The 19,792-nt window shown below is 72.3% G+C and carries 17 protein-coding genes and 1 pseudogene; 9 read left to right on the plus strand and 9 right to left on the minus strand.

The features are described from left to right. A partial coding sequence (locus D3105_RS20920; protein ID WP_118904647.1) for a transporter substrate-binding domain-containing protein occupies positions 1 to 1,339 on the plus strand: 1,339 nt, incomplete at its 5' end. A 62-nt stretch (positions 1,340 to 1,401) separates the two neighbouring features. Here the strand turns inward: D3105_RS20920 and D3105_RS20925 are convergent. Continuing rightward, a complete protein-coding gene (locus tag D3105_RS20925; RefSeq protein ID WP_118904635.1) occupies positions 1,402 to 1,887 on the minus strand; it encodes an AraC family ligand binding domain-containing protein in 486 nt (161 codons plus the stop codon). A gap of 60 nt (positions 1,888 to 1,947) precedes the next feature. Between D3105_RS20925 and pip the strand changes: the two genes are divergently transcribed. The 4 genes from pip to D3105_RS20945 all read left to right on the plus strand — a co-directional run bounded on the left by pip (position 1,948) and on the right by D3105_RS20945 (position 7,111). Beyond that, complete coding sequence (gene pip, locus D3105_RS20930; RefSeq protein WP_118904636.1) at positions 1,948 to 2,925, plus strand: prolyl aminopeptidase; 978 nt, start codon at positions 1,948 to 1,950, stop codon at positions 2,923 to 2,925. 745 nt (positions 2,926 to 3,670) lie between these two features. Next, a complete protein-coding gene (locus tag D3105_RS20935) occupies positions 3,671 to 5,320 on the plus strand; it encodes a diacylglycerol kinase family protein (protein ID WP_240646975.1) in 1,650 nt (549 codons plus the stop codon). After that, positions 5,320 to 6,273 (plus strand): YihY/virulence factor BrkB family protein, encoded by a 954-nt coding sequence (locus D3105_RS20940; RefSeq protein WP_118904637.1) that lies wholly within the window; start codon positions 5,320 to 5,322, stop codon positions 6,271 to 6,273. The genes D3105_RS20935 and D3105_RS20940 overlap by 1 nt, the downstream gene beginning before the upstream one ends. A gap of 1 nt (position 6,274) precedes the next feature. Beyond that, the gene (locus tag D3105_RS20945) at positions 6,275 to 7,111 is read left to right on the plus strand and encodes a phosphatase PAP2 family protein (protein WP_118904638.1); all 837 of its coding nucleotides are present in this window, start codon (positions 6,275 to 6,277) and stop codon (positions 7,109 to 7,111) included. Positions 7,112 to 7,300: 189 nt separating this feature from the next. Here D3105_RS20945 and D3105_RS20950 read toward each other — a convergent pair whose 3' ends face one another. Beyond that, entirely contained in the window at positions 7,301 to 7,780 is a 480-nt protein-coding gene (locus D3105_RS20950) for a hypothetical protein (protein ID WP_118904639.1), read from the minus strand. A 214-nt stretch (positions 7,781 to 7,994) separates the two neighbouring features. On the opposite strand from D3105_RS20950, the gene D3105_RS20955 reads away from it, so the two are divergent. Then, positions 7,995 to 8,237, plus strand: coding sequence for a DUF6411 family protein (locus D3105_RS20955; protein WP_118904640.1), 243 nt, complete (start codon positions 7,995 to 7,997; stop codon positions 8,235 to 8,237). 97 nt (positions 8,238 to 8,334) lie between these two features. Here D3105_RS20955 and D3105_RS20960 read toward each other — a convergent pair whose 3' ends face one another. The 4 genes from D3105_RS20960 to D3105_RS20975 form a co-directional block, all read right to left on the minus strand. Continuing rightward, positions 8,335 to 9,324, minus strand: coding sequence for an aldo/keto reductase (locus tag D3105_RS20960; protein WP_097878482.1), 990 nt, complete (start codon positions 9,322 to 9,324; stop codon positions 8,335 to 8,337). A 215-nt stretch (positions 9,325 to 9,539) separates the two neighbouring features. Continuing rightward, positions 9,540 to 10,136, minus strand: a complete 597-nt coding sequence (gene thpR, locus D3105_RS20965) for an RNA 2',3'-cyclic phosphodiesterase (protein ID WP_118904641.1) — start codon at positions 10,134 to 10,136, stop codon at positions 9,540 to 9,542. Between the two features lie 212 nt (positions 10,137 to 10,348). After that, on the minus strand, positions 10,349 to 11,683 hold the full coding sequence (locus D3105_RS20970; RefSeq protein WP_118904642.1) for an MFS transporter: 1,335 nt from the start codon (positions 11,681 to 11,683) through the stop codon (positions 10,349 to 10,351). A 132-nt stretch (positions 11,684 to 11,815) separates the two neighbouring features. Further along, positions 11,816 to 12,256, minus strand: a complete 441-nt coding sequence (locus D3105_RS20975; protein WP_006126571.1) for a MarR family winged helix-turn-helix transcriptional regulator — start codon at positions 12,254 to 12,256, stop codon at positions 11,816 to 11,818. Positions 12,257 to 12,390: 134 nt separating this feature from the next. On the opposite strand from D3105_RS20975, the gene D3105_RS20980 reads away from it, so the two are divergent. After that, positions 12,391 to 12,624, plus strand: coding sequence for a hypothetical protein (locus D3105_RS20980; RefSeq protein WP_065487828.1), 234 nt, complete (start codon positions 12,391 to 12,393; stop codon positions 12,622 to 12,624). Here D3105_RS20980 and D3105_RS20985 read toward each other — a convergent pair. After that, complete coding sequence (locus D3105_RS20985; protein WP_118904643.1) at positions 12,617 to 14,071, minus strand: NCS2 family permease; 1,455 nt, start codon at positions 14,069 to 14,071, stop codon at positions 12,617 to 12,619. The genes D3105_RS20980 and D3105_RS20985 overlap by 8 nt on opposite strands. A 210-nt stretch (positions 14,072 to 14,281) precedes the next feature. On the opposite strand from D3105_RS20985, the gene D3105_RS20990 reads away from it, so the two are divergent. Both D3105_RS20990 and D3105_RS20995 read left to right on the plus strand, forming a co-directional pair. Continuing rightward, a complete protein-coding gene (locus D3105_RS20990; RefSeq protein WP_118904644.1) occupies positions 14,282 to 14,605 on the plus strand; it encodes a DUF2530 domain-containing protein in 324 nt (107 codons plus the stop codon). Positions 14,606 to 14,711: 106 nt separating this feature from the next. Further along, a complete protein-coding gene (locus D3105_RS20995) occupies positions 14,712 to 17,180 on the plus strand; it encodes an HAD-IC family P-type ATPase (protein ID WP_118904645.1) in 2,469 nt (822 codons plus the stop codon). 78 nt (positions 17,181 to 17,258) lie between these two features. Here D3105_RS20995 and D3105_RS21000 read toward each other — a convergent pair whose 3' ends face one another. Together D3105_RS21000 and D3105_RS21005 are read right to left on the minus strand one after the other, a co-directional pair. Then, positions 17,259 to 18,137: a calcium-binding protein gene (locus D3105_RS21000; protein ID WP_165891052.1), complete on the minus strand. Its 879-nt coding sequence runs from the start codon at positions 18,135 to 18,137 to the stop codon at positions 17,259 to 17,261. A gap of 177 nt (positions 18,138 to 18,314) precedes the next feature. Then, a pseudogene (locus D3105_RS21005) lies at positions 18,315 to 19,792 on the minus strand (sacsin N-terminal ATP-binding-like domain-containing protein); the annotation flags it as partial.

Raw genomic sequence — 19,792 nt, forward strand, 5'->3', positions numbered from 1 at the left:
CGCCTCCCCCGGCCCCATGCCCGCCTCCGACCTGTGGGCGCTCGGCGTCACGCTGTACGAGGCGGTCGAGGGCCGCGTGCCGTTCGCCGGGCACGAGGTGTGGGAGGTCCAGGAGAACATCCGGCAGTCCCCCGAACCCGTCCTCCGGTACGCCGGCCCCCTCGCCCCCGTCATCCAGGGGCTGTTGATCACCGACCCCCGGGAGCGCCTGGACGCGGCCACGGCGGAGGCGATGCTCCGCGAGGTGCTCGACGACCCCGCATCGCCGGACGCCGGCGCGGCGGGCGCGGCGACGCATCCGCCCACGGCGGTCTCCACGCCGGCCCCCCCGACGACTCCGACGCCCGCACTGCGTGCGGCCGTTGCGCCTCCGGCGGCGAGCGGGCGGCGGCGCTCCCGGTACCGGGGGTGGCAGGTCGCGGCGGCCGTCGTGTGCGTGGCGCTGCTGGCCGGGGCGGGCTGGCTGGCCGCGCGGGGCGACGGCGAGGACGGCGAGCAGGGCGGGAGGTCCGGTTCGGCGGAGGGGCAGGCCGGCAGCGGGAGCCAGGAGCGGTGGAAGGACACGCACCCGACCCTGGAGATCGGCGTCAAGGACGACCAGCCCGGGCTGAGCAAGTTCGACAGGAAGACGCGTACGTACCGGGGTTACGACATCGACCTGGCCTACGCGATCGCCGAGTCCATGGGGTACGGCAAGGGCGAGGTCGCCTTCACCACGGTCGCCACGGACTACCGGTCCACCGCGCTGAAGACCAAGCAGGTGGACCTGGTCATCGCCTCCTACAGCATCACCGACGACCGCAAGACGGCCGCCCCCGACGGCTACAGCGTCGACTTCGCGGGCCCGTACTACGAGGCGAGCCGCGGCTTCCTGGTCCGCGAGAAGTCGGCGAAGTACACGATCAACGACTCCAGCGATCTGCGGGACCTGGGCGTCGAGGTGTGCACCGCACGGGAGTCGACGTACGAGAAGGCGCTGCCGAAACAGGGCTTCACCATGGCCGAGTCCCAGCCCAACACCTACCAGGACTGCCTGGACAAGCTGCTGGACCCGAAGTCCGACGTGTACGCGGTGGCCTCGGACGACATCATTCTCGCCGGGTACGTCGAGGCCAACCCGGGCAAGGTGCGACGGCTGGAGAACATCCAGGGCGCGGAGGGCTACGGCGTGGCGATGCGGCCGGGGACCCCGACGCTGAAGCGCGAGGTGTGCTCGGCGCTCCGGACGATCCTGGCCGGCCGGGTGTGGGAGGACATGTACAAGGAGAACCTGTCGGGGCTGGTGGGCGACAAGAACCCGCCGGGGCGGCCGGAACTGACGGAGTGCGAGGGGTACTGAGCGAGTGGGGCCCTCCCGGCCCCGCCCGGCTCACCGTGGTACGCGCGCGTCCCGGCTCCGGCTCACCGCTCCGGGAACCGCTCCCCGCACCGGCTGCAGAACACCGGCGCGGGGTCCGGCGAGAGCCGCCCGCACTCCGGACAGACCCGGTCCAGCATGCAGGGCCCCTCGCCGCCTTCGTTCGCCCCGCTCGGCGGCTTGATCGCGAGGCCGGGGCGGCGGCGGTGGACGGTGAGGTACGCGAGCCCGTCCGGCCCGGCGGTGAGCGCGCGCCGTGAGGTGCGGGGCAGCCAGAGAACGGTGCCGGGCGCGAGGTCCAGGACCTGGCCGCCCGCCCTCAGGAGGCCCGCCCCCTCCAGCACCACAAGCAGCACATCGAGCACGTCCTCCTGGTGCTCACCGACCTCGGCGCCGGGTGGCAGCCGCACCAGATTGGCGTCCAACTCCCGCCCCGGCTCAGCCAGATGCCACAGCGCGCCGCGCTCGCCGGGAGGGGCGGCGGACAGCAGATCGTCGATGACGGCGAGGACCCGGGGATCAGCGTTCACGGCGTCCAGGCTACGCCGCTGCCGTAGGCTGTCCGGCCGACTCACGAGGGAGGCCCCGGGATGGTCCGGACACCGGACGACACGCTGTATCCGCCGATCGAACCGTACGAGAGCGGCATGCTGGACGTCGGGGACGGCAACCTCGTGTACTGGGAGGTGTGCGGCAACCCGGACGGCAAGCCGGCCCTGGTGGTGCACGGCGGCCCCGGTTCGGGCAGCACGCCCCGCTCCCGCCGGTACTTCGACCCGGCCCGCTACCGGGTGGTCCTCTTCGACCAGCGGGGCTGCGGTCGCTCGACGCCGCACGCGAGCGATCCGGCGACGGACATGCGGCACAACACGACGGCCCACCTGATCGCCGACATGGAGCGCCTGCGGGTCCACCTGAACATCGACACGTGGCTGCTGTACGGGGGTTCCTGGGGTTCGACGCTGATCCTGGCGTACACCGAGGAGCACCCGGAGCGGGTCACGGAGGCGGTGATCCCGGCGGTGACGACGACCCGCCGCAGCGAGATCGACTGGCTCTACCGGGGTGCAGGCCGGCTCTTCCCCGAGGCCTGGGCCGCCTTCCGCGCGGGCGTCCCCGAGACGAGCGACCCGGCAGGACTGGTCGCGGCGTACGCCCGCCGGATGGAGAGCGAGGACGCCGCCGTACGGGAGAAGGCGACGGCGGACTGGTGCGCCTGGGAGGACGCGGTCCTGTCGATGGAGGCCGTCCCGGGCCCGCCCCCGTACGGCAGCCGTCCGGGCCGCGAGCAGCTGGCGCTCGTCCGGATCTGCTCCCACTACTTCGCCCACGGGGCCTGGCTGGAGGAGGGCCAACTCCTGGCCCGCGCCCACCGCCTGGCCGGCATCCCGGCCGCCCTGATCCACGGCCGCTTCGACCTCGCGGGCCCTCTGATCACCGCCTGGGAACTGGACCGGGCCTGGCCCGACGCCACGTTGACGATCATCGACAACGCGGGCCACATGGGCGGCACGGAGACCCGGCGGGCGGTGCTGGCGGCGCTGGACGGCTTCGCGCGCCGCGGGTGAGGCGTCGGCCGGACGGGAAGGCGATCCCCGTACGGCCCGGTCCCCGAACGTGGCGGCGGAGGGGAGGCATGGCGGCCGGGCCCCGGGGCACCAGGAGCGGGCATCCCGATCCAGCGCATGATGCCCCCGGCGTCTTGGTGCCGAAGCCTCGGACGGCCCGACCGGCACGAGCGGACCTGTCCCGGGACTGTTTCCTCGTCTGCACGCCGAGCTGCGGCGAGATCACCATCAGCGTCACCGACCCCTGTGACGAGGTCCTCAGCCGGCCAGGTCGACATCACGCAGCTGCCGGAGAGGGGCCGTTCCATCACTGCGGCCGTGCCGCTCTCCGGGCCCTGGCCCGCGAAGGGGCGGAGGCGGAGATCACCGGGGCGGAAGTCTGACCCGCTCACGACAGGGCATACGGCGTATCGCCGAGGGAGAAATGGTCTCCCCCGAACCGCCGGGCGGCGGAGCAGACGTGGGGGAAACGATGGGCCCAAGCGTGCCGGCGAGAGACGCGAGCGGGACCGGGGAGGCCGGCAGCAGCGGCCGCCCCGCACAAGCCGACAGGAACGGCGGGGCTGCGGAAGTCGGCGGGAACGGCCCGTCCGTGGCAGCCGACAGCACCACCACCATCTCCACGGCGACCGGCAGCAGCGGCCGGTCCACGGGCGCCGCCGGGAACGACGGGACCGGTCGGAGCGGTCGTCGGGGAGCGCCCGTTCGCCCGCGCCCCGGCCACTCCCCCGCCCTCTCCACCGGCATCCCCCGGGCGGCGGCCCGGATCGGGGCCTTCGCGGTCTGCCAGGCGGCCGTCATCGCCGGATTCGGGCTGCTGATCACCGGGCCGGCCCGGGAGCTGTGGCCGATGACCGCGGAGGACGCGGCCGTCGAGGCGCTCGAAGACGCCCGCACCGCCGCCCTCGACACGGCCTCCTCGATCGCCTCCGCCCTGGGTGACACCGCCACGGTGGTGGGCCTCACCCTGCTGGCCTGCCTCGCGCTGGTCCTGGTTCCCCGGCTGCCCCGGTGGCGCGAGGCGGTCTTCCTCGCCGCCGCGGTCTCCCTCCAGTCGGCGGTCTTCGTCCTGACCACGGTCTCCGTCGACCGGACCCGCCCGGACGTGGAGCGCATGGACGACTCCCCGCCCACATCGAGCTACACCTCGGGGCACACCGGAGCGGCCACCGCGCTGTACGCCGGGCTCGCCGTCCTGGTCCTGTCCCGGGTCCGGGCCCCGTGGCGCAAGCCCCTCGCAGCGCTCCTGCTGCTCCTCCCGCTCCTCGTGGGACTGGCGCGCGTCTACCGGGGCATGCACCACCCCACCGACGTGGCCGGCGGGCTGGCGAACGGCGCGCTGTCGCTGCTCGTCGTGGGCCGGGCCGTGCTCCCCGGGCACGCGTGGGCGGGCCGGCCCCCGGCCGACGCCATGCGCATCGCCGTGGCCGCCGCCGAAGATCAGTCCGCCCCGGCACGGAAGCTGGTCACCGTCGTCGTCAACCCGACGGTGACCGACCGGGCCACCCAGGAGCAGCTGCGCCTGGTCCTCGCGCAACACGGCTACCGCGAGACCCCGTTCGTCGACACCACCGCCGAGGACACCGGCGGCGGCCAGACCGCCGAGGCCCTGCGCGCCGGGGCGGAGCTGATCGTGGTCTGCGGCGGCGACGGTACGGTCCGGGCGGTCGCGGACGCCTTGGCCGGTACGGGCGTCCCGCTGGTTCTCGTACCGTCCGGCACCGGCAATCTGCTGGCTCGCAACCTGCACCTGCCGCTCCGTCCCGCCGAAGCCCTCGCGGCTGGCCTGACCGGCGAACCCCGTGCCCTGGACCTCGGCCGGATCGGGGGCGACGGGTTCCCCGCCGTCCACTTCACCGCGATGGCCGGGGCGGGGCTGGACGCGGCGATGCTGGAGGAGACCTCCGACCGGGCCAAGTCGGTCCTGGGCTGGCCCGCGTACGTCCTTGCCGGGGCCAAGGGGCTGCGCGCTCCCCGGATGCGGCTGACCGCCCGTCTCGACGGCGGACCGGAGCTGCGCCGCACCGCCCGGATGGTCCTCGTCGCCAACATAGGCACGGTCCAGGCGGGCGCGGCCCCGGTCCCCGCCGCGAAGCCCGACGACGGCCTGCTGGACCTCGCGGTGTTCGACCCCCGGGGCGCGGGAGGCTGGCTCCGCGCTGCGGGGGTGCTGCTGCGCGCGAAGCGCCGGGGCGCGGGCGGCGAAAGCGTGGCCAGCGCGGGCACGGGCGACGGCGGCCCCGTCGAGTTCCACACCTTCCGCCGCGCCGAGCTAGCCTTCGCCCGGCCGCAGCCGCGCGAGGTCGACGGCGACCCGGTGGGCCCCGGCCTGCGCCTCACGGCGGAGGTGCGGCCCGGCGCCCTGACCGTCATGCTCCCGGCACGGGAACGCTGATGGGGACGGCGACCCGGGTCCCGGTGACCCGTGACATGAGCGGGGACGAACTGTCCGGCGACGAGGCGCTCGCCGCCCTGCGCCGGTACGGCCGCTGGCCGCTGATGCGGGACGCCTTCGTGCGCTTCCGCTACGCCGACGGCTTCAGCCACGCCCGCGCGCTCGCCCTGCAGACGATCCTGGCGATCATCCCGCTGGTGATCGCCTTCGTCGGTCTCTCGGCCGAGCTGCACACGGAGGACGTGGGACGGCTCGCCGAACTCACCATCCACGGCATCAGCGAGGGCCCCAGCGCCGAGGTGGTGGACGACGCCCTGAACCGCAACCAGCAGAGCGACGGCGACGGCCCCGAGGTCGCCCTCTGGCTGGGGCTGGCCTTCTCCGTGGCCAACGTCACCACCGCGATGTGCCAGATAGAACGCGGCGCCAACCGGATCTACGGGGTGGAGCGGGACCGCGTCTTCCACCTCAAGTACCTGCGCGGGCTGGTGATGGCCCTGAGCGCGGGCATCCCGCTCGGCATCGGCTCCGTGATGATGGTGGCCGGCGGGGAACTCGTCTCGGCGGCGGCCTCCGTGTACGGTCTCGGCGACACGGCCCGGAACACCTGGGACCTGCTGCGCTGGCCGCTGGGCTTCCTGCTCGCACTCGTCTCGGCGAGCGCGATCTTCCGCCGGTCCCCGCGCCGCAAGCAGCCCGGTTACACCTGGCTGGCCTTCGGAGCGGCCCTCTACCTCGTCGTGTGGACGGCGCTGACCTGGCTCCTGAGCCTCTACCTCCGTATCAGCGGCTCCTTCGACACCGTCTACGGCCCGCTGAGCGCGTTCATGTCGCTGCTCCTGTGGGCCTACCTCACCTCCATCGCCCTCTTCCTCGGGCTGGCCTTCGCCGCCCAGCTGGAGGCGGCCCGCGCCCGCAGGCCCGGACCGATCACCGCCGACCCCGGAGCATGACGTGCCACGACCTGTTACCGAACCCCCCGCGCCGGAACCGGACCCCGCCGCCCGGAACGCCGGCCAGGACCGGACCGGCCGCGCCGACCGCCGTCTGGGCGTACGCCTGCTGGTGGCCGTCGGGGCCGGCGCGGCCGCGGCGGTGCCGTTCGGTCTGCTTCTGGTCCTCGTCGAGGGGGCGTGGCCGCCCCTGCTGCGCCTGGACGCGGGAGCCGCCCGCCGGCTGCACGAGGTGGCGCTGGAGCATCCAGGGTGGACGGCGACGCTGCGGTTCCTGTCGGACTGGCTGTGGGACCCGGCGACACTGCGGATCGCGGTTGCCCTGCTCATCGGCTGGCTGCTGTACCGGCGGGCATGGCGGCTGGCCGCCTGGGCGGCGACCACCGCGATCGGGGGCGCGCTGATCGGGGTGCTGGTGAAGGTCGTGGTGGAGCGGGCCAGGCCCTCGCTCCAGGACCCGGTGGCCCAGGCGCCGGGCTACTCGTTCCCCTCGGGCCACGCGATGACGGCCACCACGTCGTGCGCCGTCCTGCTGCTGGTCCTGCTGCCGCTGGTGCCGCCCCGGTGGCGCGGGTTGTGCTGGGCGGCGGCGGGGATCTCCGTGCTGGGCGTCGGATTCACCCGGATCGCGCTCGGCGTCCACTGGTTCAGCGACGTCATCGGCGGATGGCTGCTGGGCGGGGCGGTCGTCGTCCTGACCGGCTGGGCCTTCGAGGCCTGGCGGAGCGATGCGGGCCGCCCGCGCACGGAGGTGTCGCAGGGCCTGGAGCCCGAGCTGACGGACGAGGAGCCGGAGCCGCCGGTGCACGGCACGGGGGCCGGCCGGCGGGACCGATGACCGGGCCCCGGCCGGGGACGGGACCAGCGGCACCCAGCCGACCGCGGACGGGGCGGATGGCGCCCGGCCACCTGCGGATGGGACCAGTGGCTCCCGGCCGACCCGGAACAGCACCGGTGGCGCCCGCCGACCGGAAACCGAACCGGTCGCACCCGACCGACCAGGAACGGGGACCCGTACGACCCGGACTCAGTACCCCTGCCCGACCAGGAAGGAGTCGAAGTCCAGCGCCAGGGACCGCGCCTCGGAGACCTTCGCCTCGCTGTCCCCGTCCACCAGCACGAACGTGCAGACGCCCTGCGCCGCCCGGACGACCCACATCGCGCGGTCGCCCTCCCGCAGCAGGGCGAGCTCCAGCTCGCTCCCGGTGACGACGTCGGAGACCACCTCGCGGCTCTCCCGCTGCCAGAGCGTGCCCGCGATCCGCAGACCCCGGGGGTGGACGGCCTCCGCGCACACGGTGCACAGGGCCTCAACATCGTCCGTGCCCTCCGCGCCGGGCGACGCCGAGCGGAAGTACGGCCACCCGTCCTCGTCACCCCGACCCGCGACGGCGAAGAACCCGGCCTCGGCGGAGAACGCGGCGGCGGCCCGGACGGACGACCCTTCCTCACCGAGAGCCAGATGCGTGCGCAGGACCTCGCCCCACTTCTCGGTCACCGGAGACATCGTTGCGTCCCTCCCCTTTTCTTCGTCCGTCGTCGTTCGCCGGGCGGTCACCCCCGGGCCCGGCCCAGCATCTCCTGCCCGGGTTTCTCCCGATCAGACCGGACCCGTCCCCCGCGCGCGGACAACGCCACAGCCCGGAGGGTTCAGGTACCGATGCCCGGGCACGCGTGGCAGACACCACCCGCCAACCGCAGCACCAGGAAAAGGATTCATCATGATGGTCGTCGGAATAGTCGCCGTCTGCGCCGTTCTCCTCGTACTCGCCTTCCTCGTGCCGCGCCTCTCGCGCCACCCGGAACGCGGCACACAGCGCACGCTGGGCCTCGGCTCCCGCGCGGGTGGCAAAGCCCCCGGAGTCCTGGGCCGCATCTTCAGCAAGCCGTTCCGGAGCAGCTCCAAGGCCGTCGGCCGCAGCGGCTCGGCCGGCCGCCGTGCCCGCGGCCACATGCCGTTCTGACCGTGGCGCGCCGGGCCCACGCCCCGCCGAGGGCCTCCCGTCACAGCGACGGGAGGCCCTTTCTCCTGCCCTTACAACTTCTCCCGTCCTTACAGACCTACCAGGCGAACGCCTCCGGCGAAGGACCCGGCCCCGGGAAGATCTCGTCCAGGCCCGTGAGCACCGCCTCCGGGAGGTCCAGCTCCAGTGCCCGCAGCGCGCTGTCCAGCTGCTCGGCGGTGCGCGGGCCGACGATCGGGCCCGTGACGCCGGGGCGGGTCAGCAGCCAGGCCAGGGCCGCTTCGCCGGGCTCCAGGCCGTGCTTGTCGAGCAGGTCCTCGTATGCCTGGAGCTGGGCGCGGGTGGCGGGGTCTGCCAGGGCGTCGGCCGCGCGGCCCGAGGCGCGGCGGCCGCCCTCGGTCGTCTTCTTGATCACGCCGCCCAGCAGGCCGCCGTGCAGCGGGGACCAGGGGATGACCCCGAGGCCGTACTCCTGCGCGGCCGGGATGACCTCCATCTCGGCGCGGCGTTCTACGAGGTTGTAGATGCACTGCTCGCTGACCAGGCCGAGTGAACCGCGCCGGGCGGCCTGCTCGTTGGCCTGGGCGATCTTGTAGCCGGAGAAGTTGGACGAACCGGCGTAGAGGATCTTGCCCTGCTGGACCAGGACGTCGATCGCCTGCCAGATCTCGTCGAAGGGCGTGTTCCGGTCGACGTGGTGGAACTGGTACAGGTCGATGTGGTCGGTCTGGAGGCGCTTGAGCGAGGCGTCGACCGCGCGCCGGATGTTCACGGCGGAGAGCTTGTCGTGGTTGGGCCAGGCCTCGCCGTCGGCGCCCATGTTCCCGTACATCTTGGTGGCCAGGACCACCTTGTCGCGGCGGCCGCCGCCCTGGGCGAACCAGGTGCCGAGGATCTCCTCGGTACGCCCCTTGTTCTCGCCCCAGCCGTAGACGTTGGCCGTGTCGAAGAAGTTCAGGCCCGCGCCGAGCGCGGAGTCCATGATCGCGTGACTGTCCGACTCGTTGGTCTGCGGGCCGAAGTTCATCGTCCCGAGGACGAGCCTGCTGACCTTGAGTCCCGTACGTCCGAGCTGTGTGTACTTCATGTCGCCCAAGCCAACTCCTTCGAGTCCACTCCAGGCAAGCACGCGCCCCGGACGCGCCGGGCCGCCCAGCGGCGTGGGTCGCCGCCCGACGGCCCGCCGGGCCTCAGCCGCCCAGGGCGGCCCCCACGGCGACGACGACGAATATCAGCACGAGCACGGCCGCCATGATGCGGTTTCTGGTCTTCGGGTCCACCCTTCGAGCGTAACGGCACCGCTCACCCGCCCAGCGGCCAGGCCCGCTTCGCCGTGTAGCGCGGCTGCTCCCCCGGCACCCCGGACACCGGCAGATGACTTCGTACGAGCGTGAGCTCGGCGGCCTCCCAGCGCTGCCCCTCGAACCCCGCCAGCGCCGCGGCGAAGGGCCGCAGGTCCGCCGCGCCCCGGCTGCGGGCCAGCGTGAGGTGCGGGGTGTAGCGGCGGTGCTCCTCCATCGGCAGCCCGGTCCGCCGGGCGGCGGCATCGGCGCGCTCGGCGAGCAGCCGCAGCGTGTCGAGCCCGCCCGCCGCCCCGGCCCACAGCGCCCGCCCGCCGAAGTGCCCGGCCCCGTGCACGCGGAGCGCGAAGGGCTCGGACCGACGCGCGGCCCGCTCCAGCCGCGCCTCCAGCTCCGGCGCGGCGTCCTCGGGCACCTCCCCGTAGAACGCCAGCGTGAAGTGCCAGCCCTCGGGGCCCGTCCAGCGAAGGTCCGGCGCCCCGGGCAGGGCGCGGAGCGGCGCGAGAGCCTTACGGAGTTCGGCGACGGCGGACGCGGGCGGCAGGACGGCGGCGAAGAGCCGCCGGACGGACGGACGACCGGGATCGCTGCTGCTCATACGCGCGAGTCTGGCAGGTCCGGGGCGCCGGGCCTGTCGTTGTGTCCCCGTCTACCTCATCGTCGACCCGTACACCGGGACCTGACACCTGCACACGCTCCCGAAGGAAGACGAGTACCGCAGCGTGCTGAGCCTGGACTTCGGCACCCCGGTCGACCTGCACGCGAAAGGCGCCCTCCCCCCGCTCCGGGGAAGGGCGCCTTTCGCATGGCTCACGCCGCCGTCGCCAGCTGCTCGCGCGGGACGAAGCGGACGTGCGGGCGGCCCGGGCGGAGGTCGACCTTCAGGCGGAGGCCGCCGACGCGGGCGAGGGCGAAGCCGACGGCCAGGGCGGCGATCACCGAGATCGCGCCGCCGGCCGCGAAGCCGGTGCGGGCGCCGTACGTGTCGCTGATCCAGCCGACGATCGGGGCCCCCACGGGCGTACCCCCGGCGAAGACCATCATGTACAGGCTCATCACCCGGCCCCGCATCTCCGGATCGGCGGCCATCTGGACGCTCGTGTTCGCGGTGATGTTCGTCGTCAGGCCCAGCATGCCGATCGGGACCAGGAGGAGCGAGAACAGCCAGACGTACGGGGAGAGCGAAGCCGCGATCTCCAGCAGGCCGAAGGCCGTGCCCGCCGCCACCAGCATCCGCAGCCGCGAGGAGCGGCGGCGGGCCGAGAGCAGTGCGCCGGCCAGCGAACCGGCCGCCATCAGGATGTTGAAGAAGGAGTACATGCCCGCGCCGCCGTCGAAGATCTCGTCGGCGAAGGCCGTCAGCCAGATCGGGAAGTTGAACCCGAACGTGCCGACGAAGCCGACCAGGACGATCGGCCAGACCAGCTCGGGGCGGCCCCGGACGTAAGCAAGGCCCTCGCGGAGCTGGCCCTTGGCGCGGGGCACCGTGACCGAGGCGTGCAGCTCGTTCGTCCGCATCATCAGCAGGCCGACGAGCGGGGCCAGGAACGACAGGCCGTTGAGCAGGAACGCCCAGCCGCTGCCGACCGTGGTGATCAGGACACCCGCGACGGCGGGGCCGATGAGCCGGGCGGACTGGAAGTTCGCCGAGTTCAGGCTGACCGCGTTGCGCAGCTGCGCGGGGCCGACCATCTCGGAGACGAACGACTGGCGGGCCGGGTTGTCGACGACGGTCACCATGCCGAGCAGGAACGCGACCAGGTAGACGTGCCAGACCTCGACGACCCCGGAGAGGGTCAGGACGGCCAGCGCGATACCGCACAGGCCGAGCATGGCCTGGCTGACGAGCAGGATCTGCCGCTTCGGGAGGCGGTCGGCGATGACGCCGCCGTACAGGCCGAAGAGCAGCATCGGAAGGAACTGCAGAGCTGTGGTGATGCCTACGGCGGTGGCGGAACCCGTCAGGCTCAGCACGAGCCAGTCCTGGGTGATGCGGGACATCCAGGTACCGGTGTTGGAGATCACGGCGCCCGTGGCGAACAGGCGGTAGTTACGGATCTTCAGCGACGAGAAGGTCCCGCCGGTCGTGCTCTCGTGGGTGGAAGTCGGTGCGGGGGCGGAGTCTGCTCCGGGTCCCGTACTCAAAAGGGTTCATCTCCTCGTACGTCTGCGGCGTGCGGTCCGACGAGGACGTGACGACGGGCGCTCCGGCGGTGATCCGGTCCGGCCGTATCCGGGGATACGGCCCGGCGGATCACCGCCGGCGCGCCCGTGGGGTCACAGGTGGGCGAGCTTCTCCAACACGGGCGCGGCGGCCCGAAGCGTCTCCCACTCGTCCTCGTCCAGGCCCTCGGCGAGGTGGGCCAGCCAGGCGTTCCGCTTGGTGCGGCTCTCCGCGAGCATGGCCTCCGCCTGCTCGGTCTGGCTGACCCTCTTCTGCCGACGGTCATCGGGGTGCGGTTCCAGCCTGACCAGCCCCTTCGCCTCCAGCAGCGCGACGATGCGGGTCATCGACGGCGGCTGCACGTGCTCCTTGCGGGCCAGCTCACCGGGGGTGGCCGAGCCGCAGCGGGCCAGGGTGCCGAGCACCGACATCTCGGTGGGGCTCAGCGACTCGTCGACACGCTGGTGCTTCAGGCGACGGCCCAGCAGCATCACGGCGGAGCGGAGGGAGCTCACGGCGGCGGCACTGTCGCCGTCGTGGATCAGGTCAGGCATGTTTGTTAGCGTAACTCATTACCCAACCTAAATACCACCCGGTTACACCTCCCGTAAATTCCGATCACCCGAACGAGTGAGTTGGAAGCGGAAAGTGACGCAAAGAGCGCTCCGGGGCGTGGACCCTGCTGGACATGGGATCGACAGTGCTCAGCCTGCGGATAGACGGTGAGCTGCTCGACCGGCTCCGGCAGCACGCCGCCAAACGCGGAATGAGCGTCCAGGACTATGTGGTCCGGACGCTCATTCGCGACGACTTCGACGAACGCTTCAAGGTGGCCGTCGAGGAGACGGAGAAGTTCTACGGAGAGACGGAGAAGCTCTGCGGGCCGACGGGCCCTACGGTGACCAGGGACCCGATCACGTGAGGCCGAGCGCCGGCATCGCGTAGTAGAAGACGAAGACCGCCGACACCACGTACATCGCGATCGGCACCTCACGGCCCCGGCCCGCCGCCAGGCGCAGCACGGAGAAGGCGACGAAGCCAATGCCGATGCCGTTGGTGATCGAGTACGTGAACGGCATCATCACCATCGCGAGGAACGCCGGGATCGCGAGCGTGTAGTCGCTCCAGTCGATGTCCCGCACCGAGCCCGCGATGATCAGGAAGCCGACCGCCAGCAGGGCGGGAGTGGCCGCCTGCGACGGGACCATGGTCGCCAGCGGCGTGAGGAACAGCGCCACCGAGAAGAGCAGACCGGTCACCACGCTCGCCAGTCCGGTGCGGGCGCCCTCGCCGACGCCCGCGGTGGACTCCACGAAGCACGTGGTGGCGGAGGCGGAGGTCGCCCCGCCCGAGGCGACCGCGATGCCGTCCACGAACAGGACCTTGTTGATGCCGGGGAAGTTGCCCTTCTCGTCCATCAGCTTCGCCTCGTCGCCGACGCCCAGAATGGTGCCCATCGCGTCGAAGAAGCAGGAAAGCAGCACGGTGAAGACGAACAGCACGCCCGTCAGATAGCCGACCTTCTCGAAGCCACCGAACAGGCTGACCTCGCCGAGCAGCCCGAAGTCCGGCGCCGAGACCGGATTGCCCGGCCAGGACGGCGTCGTCAGGCCCCACGCCCCCTCGGGCAGCCCCGCCACCGCGTCGATGACCACGGCGACGCCCGTCATGGCGACGATCGAGATCAGGATCGCGCCGGGCACCTTGCGCACGATCAGCGCGAGGGTCAGCAGCGCGCCGAGGACGAAGACGAGAACCGGCCAGCCGTTGAGGTGGCCGTCGCCGCCGAGCTGGAGCGGCACGGTGGTGTGCGCGGCGTCCGGGATGCGCGAGACGAAGCCGGAGTCGACGAGGCCGATCAGGAGGATGAACAGGCCGATACCGATCGCGATGCCCTTGCGGAGCGACCTCGGCACGGCGTTCATCACCCGTTCCCGCAGCCCGGTGGCGACCAGCAGCATCACCACGACACCCGCGAGGACGACCATGCCCATCGCGTCCGGCCAGCTCATCCGGGGGGCGAGCTGGAGCGCGACGACGGTGTTGACGCCGAGGCCGGCGGCGAGCGCGATCGGCACGTTGCCGATGACGCCCATCAGCAGCGTGGAGAAGGCGGCGGAGAGCACGGTGGCGGTGACCAGCTGACCGTTGTCGAGCTGGTGGCCGTACATGTCCTTCGCGCTGCCCAGGATGATCGGGTTGAGCACGATGATGTACGCCATCGCGAAGAAGGTGGCGAACCCGCCGCGGAACTCGCGGGCGACGGTCGACCCCCGCTCGGAGATCTTGAAGAACCGGTCCAGGCTGCCCTGGGGCTGCGGAGCCGCGGGGGGCGGGGAGTCGACCGGAGCGGTGGCCGAGGGGGGCATGGGTGACCTCAGTCGTACGTAGGGGAGGCGGAGCAAAGGACGAGAGGTGATCGAATTTGGATGTTCCAACGAACAATTCGAGCCAGCCCAAAGCAGATTCAGTATGAATACATCAAGCGAAGATCGCTATCTCCGCGCGTAGACCCTTGAGCCGACCGCCTCGTCACCCGCCGATCGGGTGGTCCGGACGGGGCCCCATACACTGAACGCATGGAGAAGTGGACACCGAAGCACGAGGCGCCCGAACCCCTGGAGGGCCCCGTCGTCGCCACCGTCGTCGGCGGCACGATCCTCTGGTTCGTCCTCTTCCTCGCCCAGCTCCCCTTCTACGGCTGGTTCGCCGACCGCGGCCACACCTGGTGGGTGTGGACCCCGCTGGCCGGCGCCGGACTCGGCCTGATCGGGATCTGGTACGTGCGCGGCCGCGATGCCGCCCTCAAGCGCCACGCGGCCCGGGCCGAGGTCAAGGACGCGGCAGGGGCCGAGGCGGCGGACAAGGCGCTGAGCGGCGACCGGCCGGACCGGACCGCCTGAGCCGTCCGCGTCTCCGTACGACCACGGGACCGTCTTCGTCCTCCCCTGGTCGGATCTTCGCCCCCCTGGCGGGAGATTCACCGCGAGCGCCCGTAACGTCGGACCCATGACGCAGCGGGCACTCGATTCCTCCGGGGAGACCCCCGGACCCTCCCGGCCGGCCATGATCGACGCGGGGGCGGAACTCGACCCCGTGCACCCCATGGAGCCACCGCCGCCGCCCCACCGGCCGGACGGTCTGAGCACCGCCGAGGTCGCCGAACGGGTCGCGCGCGGCGAGGTCAACGACGTACCCGTACGGTCCTCGCGCTCGCTCACCGAGATCGTCCGGGCCAACGTCCTCACCCGGTTCAACCTGATCATCGGCGTGCTCTGGGTGATCATGCTGTTCGTCGCGCCGATCCAGGACAGCCTCTTCGGCTTCGTGATCGTCGCCAACACCGGCATCGGCATCATCCAGGAGTGGCGGGCCAAGAAGACCCTGGACAGCCTCGCGGTGATCGGCGAGGCGAAGCCGACCGTCCGGCGCGACGGGGTCGCCGCCGAGATCTCCACCAACGAGATCGTCCTCGGGGACGTCATCGAGCTGGGCCCCGGCGACAAGGTGGTCGTGGACGGCGTGGTCGCGGAGGCCGACAGCCTGGAGGTCGACGAGTCGCTGCTGACCGGTGAGGCCGACCCGGTGCTGAAGCGGCCCGGCGACCCGGTGATGTCGGGCAGCTTCGTCGTCGCGGGCGGCGGCGCGTTCACCGCGACGAAGGTCGGCCGTGAGGCGTACGCCGCGCAGCTCGCCGAGGAGGCGTCGCGCTTCACGCTCGTCCACTCGGAGCTGCGCAGCGGCATCAGCACGATCCTCAAGTACGTCACGTGGATGATGGTGCCGACGGCGATCGGGCTGATCATCAGCCAGCTGGTCGTGAAGGACAACAACTTCAAGGACTCCGTCGCCCGGACCGTCGGCGGCATCGTCCCGATGATCCCCGAGGGCCTGGTGCTCCTCACCTCCGTCGCCTTCGCCATCGGCGTCGTCCGCCTGGGCCGCAAGCAGTGCCTGGTGCAGGAGCTGCCGGCCATCGAGGGCCTGGCCCGGGTCGACGTGGTCTGCCTGGACAAAACGGGCACGCTGACCGAGGGCGGCATGGACGTCACGGAGGTCCGGCCGCTGAACGGGAGCGACGAGGCGTACGTCCAGGAGGTGCTGCGGACGTTCGGCGCATCGGACCCCCGGCCCAACGCCAGCCTCCAGGCCATCATCGACGCGTACCCGCAGACGGAGGAGGCTGCCTGGGCGGTCACCGACGCGATGCCGTTCTCCTCGGCGCGCAAGTACAGCGGCGCGGCGTTCGCCGAGGCCGACGGGACGGCCTCCGCCTGGCTGCTCGGCGCGCCCGACGTCCTGCTGCCCGAGGGCGACGCGACCCTCGCCGCGATCGAGCAGCTCAACCAGCAGGGTCTGCGGGTGCTGCTGCTGGCCCGTGTGCAGGGCGACGACCTGGACGCGCCCGGCGCGGCCGCCGGAGCCGCTCCCACCGCCCTGGTCGTCCTGGAGCAGCGGCTGCGGCCGGACGCGGGTGACACGCTCGCCTACTTCGCCGACCAGAACGTGGCCACCAAGGTCATCTCCGGCGACAACGCGGTCTCGGTCGGTGCGGTCGCCGGAAAGCTGGGCCTGGCGGGCGCGGAGAACACGCTGGACGCCCGCCGGCTGCCGACCGACCCGGACGAGATGGCGACCGCCATGGAGCAGAACGCGGTCTTCGGCCGGGTCACCCCGCAGCAGAAGCGGGACATGGTGGCCGCCCTCCAGTCGCGCGGCCACACGGTCGCGATGACCGGCGACGGCGTCAACGACGTCCTCGCGCTCAAGGACGCGGACATCGGCGTCTCGATGGGCTCGGGCTCGGAGGCGACGCGGGCGGTGGCGCAGATCGTGCTGCTGAACAACAGCTTCGCGACGCTGCCGTCGGTGGTGGCCGAGGGCCGCCGGGTGATCGGCAACATCACCCGGGTCGCGACGCTCTTCCTGACCAAGACGGTCTACTCGGTGCTGCTGGCGATCCTGGTGGTCTGCACCCAGGTGGAGTACCCGTTCCTGCCGCGGCACCTGACCCTGCTGGCCACGCTGACCATCGGCGTCCCCGCGTTCTTCCTGGCCCTCGCGCCCAACAAGGAACGGGCCCAGCCCCACTTCGTCCGCCGGGTCATGCGGTACGCGATCCCCTCGGGCGTCATCGCGGCGGCGGCCACCTTCACCACGTACCTGGTGGCACGGCACCACTACAGCGGCGAGGGCGCGCTGGACGCCGAGACGAGCGCGGCGACGCTGACGCTGTTCCTGGTCGCTATGTGGGTCCTGGCGATCATCGCCCGCCCGTACACCTGGTGGCGGATCGGCCTGGTGGCGGCGATGGGGCTCGGCTTCCTGATCGTGCTCGTGGTGCCGTGGCTCCAGGACTTCTTCGCGCTGAAGCTGGTCGGCACGACGATGCCGTGGACGGCGGTCGCCATCGCGGTGGCGGCGGCCGCGCTGCTGGAGTTCGTCTGGCGCTGGGTGGGGCGGCGCTTCGGAATGTAGGCCGCGGGCATGACGGAAGCCCCCGGGAGGACGGTGGTCCTCCCGGGGGCTTCCGTATGCCCTGCTGTGCGGAGGCGGTTACTTCACGTCGACGAAGTCACCGGCGACCGAGACGGCCGGGGTGGTGGACGTACCGGCGAAGCTGTAGCGCCAGTAACCGTCGGCCGAGGCCTTGACGGTGGTCTTCAGGGTGCCGGTGGAGCTGGTCTTGATGGTCTTCACCGTCGTGTAGCTCTTGGCCCCCTTCTTCTTGAACTGGAGCTTCACGGGCTGGTTGGTGTAGCCCTTGTACGTGTTGGTGTCCCAGTTGGCCCGCGTGAGCTTGCCGGTGACGGTGAGGGTCTTCCCCTTCTTCACCGGCTCGGGGGACGCGTTCACGGTCAGCTTGGAGAACCGCTGGACCCGGGCCTTGGCATGGTGGTCGTTCCAGACGAAGTCGTTCTGGCCGCGGCTGCCCGCGAGCGCTCCGGCGGCGACGTTCCAGGTGCCGGCGAGGCTGCTCGTGTAGAGGTCGTCGGACCGCGGGTCGACCGTGATCGAGACGGTGCACGTGGAGGTGGTGGGGTCGGCCGAAACCTTGCAGCTGCCGACCTCCTGGGTGGGAGCGAGGAGGCCGTCGACCTCGTCCAACTGGCCGTGCCACAGGTAGGCGAACGCGTCGTCGATGCCGGACGGCGACGAGGCCGTGATCGCGATGGTGAACTTCTGCTTGGACTTCGTGCCCACCACGATGTCCTTGCCGCCGTTGACGACGACCTTCTTGATGACGGGCACCTCCGCGGCGCGGGCGGCGCGGGCCTTGGCGGCGGACGCACCGGACTCGGCGCCGAAGACCTCGGCACCGGACGGCAGGCTCAGGCCGGCGTCCGGCTTCTCGTCGGCCTGGACGGCCGGCACAGCAAGAGCGGAAAGGGCCAGGGCGCCGGAAACGGCGGCCACGGTGGCACGAATACGCATGTGTCCCCAAGTGGAGAAGGGGTCCCGGGGCGCGCTTGTGTCGTCAGCCCGGCGGGACCCATCTGGTCCATGAGCCTCTTGGCTCACAGGAACAGACAGGCGAACCAGGTGAACGGTTGTGCGGGCCTGTGACTTTTCTGTGAAGCCGCAGTTCACGCCCCGGTGGGTGCCCGGCCCTCAGTCGAACCAACGGTCCCGCGCCAGCTCCTCCGTACGCGATGGGTCCTCCAGCAGGGCGGCGACCTCGAAGCGGCGGGGCCACTGGCCCGCCGCCCAGGCGAGACCCGCCGCCACGCCCTCCAGGGTGGCGGCGTGGACGACGCCGTCCGGGGTGCGGCGCCAGTCCAGTTCGACGCCGCCCGCCCGGAGTTCGGGGTGCTCGATGTACGCGTCGGGGGTGGCGGGACCGAGCAGGACGCGGACCGACTCCGGTACGCGGTGCTCCTCGCCCTCGCTGGTGACGTCCGCCTCGACCGTCTCGCCCAGGCGGCGCACCTGGAGCAGGTCGGCCAGTTCGGCGGCCCGGGACGGGGCGACCGGGAGCAGGGGCAGGCCCTCCGTCAGCGGCAGCACGTCCGGGGCGTCCGCGATGACCGCGTCCGCCGCGTCGGCCACCGCGACCTCCCCGTCCACCACCGCGCGCAGCTCGTCCGGCAACGTCACCTGATCCGGGTCCAGTTCGGCGAGGGCCGTGTAGAGGGCGTGCAGCTGTACGGGGGTGACGGGGCGGTCCTCGTCGGCGAGGCGGCCCAGCAGTTCGGCCGCGCCGCCCGGCTCGTCCAGGAGGGCGGCGACCGAGGTGCGCACCCCGAGGGCCCGCAGCACCTGGGCGTCGTCGAAGCCGGTCGCGTCCACCGCGTCGTACAGCCCGGCCAGCAGCGGGTCGCCGCCCGCCGAGCGGAGTCCGGCCGGACGGCGTCCGTCCAGCACGGGGTGGTCGCGCAGCCACCACGCGGTGTACGCGCGCACGGACTGCGTCGTGCCGTCCGGGAGCAGCACCCGCACCGGCTGCGTCAGCGCGTCGCGCAGGGGCGGCTGGGCCAGCATCGCGAGCGCCTGCGGCCAGGCGTCGTCGTCGACCAGGTCCAGGTCCCGTACGGCGACGATCTCGGTGGCGACCGGCGGTACGGGCGTCTCGGGCAGCTGGTCGAGCAGGTCCTCGCACCAGACGTCGACGGCGTCCAGCAGCCCGGCGTCGTCGGGTTCGGCGAAGTCGCTGTCACGGGGCTCCAGTTCGTCCGGGTCGAGGACGACGTCGGTGGCCCGGACAAGGGCGAAGGTCGCCAGGACCCCGCAGGCGGTCAGCGGCCCCTCGCCCCAGCGGTCGGCCAACTCCTGGTCGGCGAGGGCGAGTTCCCCCTCCCGCATGATCTGCGCGAACGGGCTCCCGGGGAGGACGAGTTCACCGGCGGGAGCGGGCTCACCCTCCTCGTCGGGGAGGGCCAGGGCGCCGAGCCAGGGTTCGTCGCCGGGGGCCAGTTCCGCGTCGCGTACGAGAGTGAGGACGGTCTCGGCCAGCTCGTCGGCGTCGAGCGCGTCCTCGTCCCAGATCTCGCCCGCGTCGAGGGAACCGGCGACCGCCGCCCGGACTTGAGGAGTCGTCAGCACAGCTCGGGGGGTGGCGGGCAGGGCGCCCAGCTTCTCCAGGAGGGGGT

It is taken from the genome of Streptomyces globisporus (genome assembly GCF_003501885.1).
GTDB classification, from domain to species: Bacteria; Actinomycetota; Actinomycetes; order Streptomycetales; family Streptomycetaceae; genus Streptomyces; species Streptomyces globisporus_D.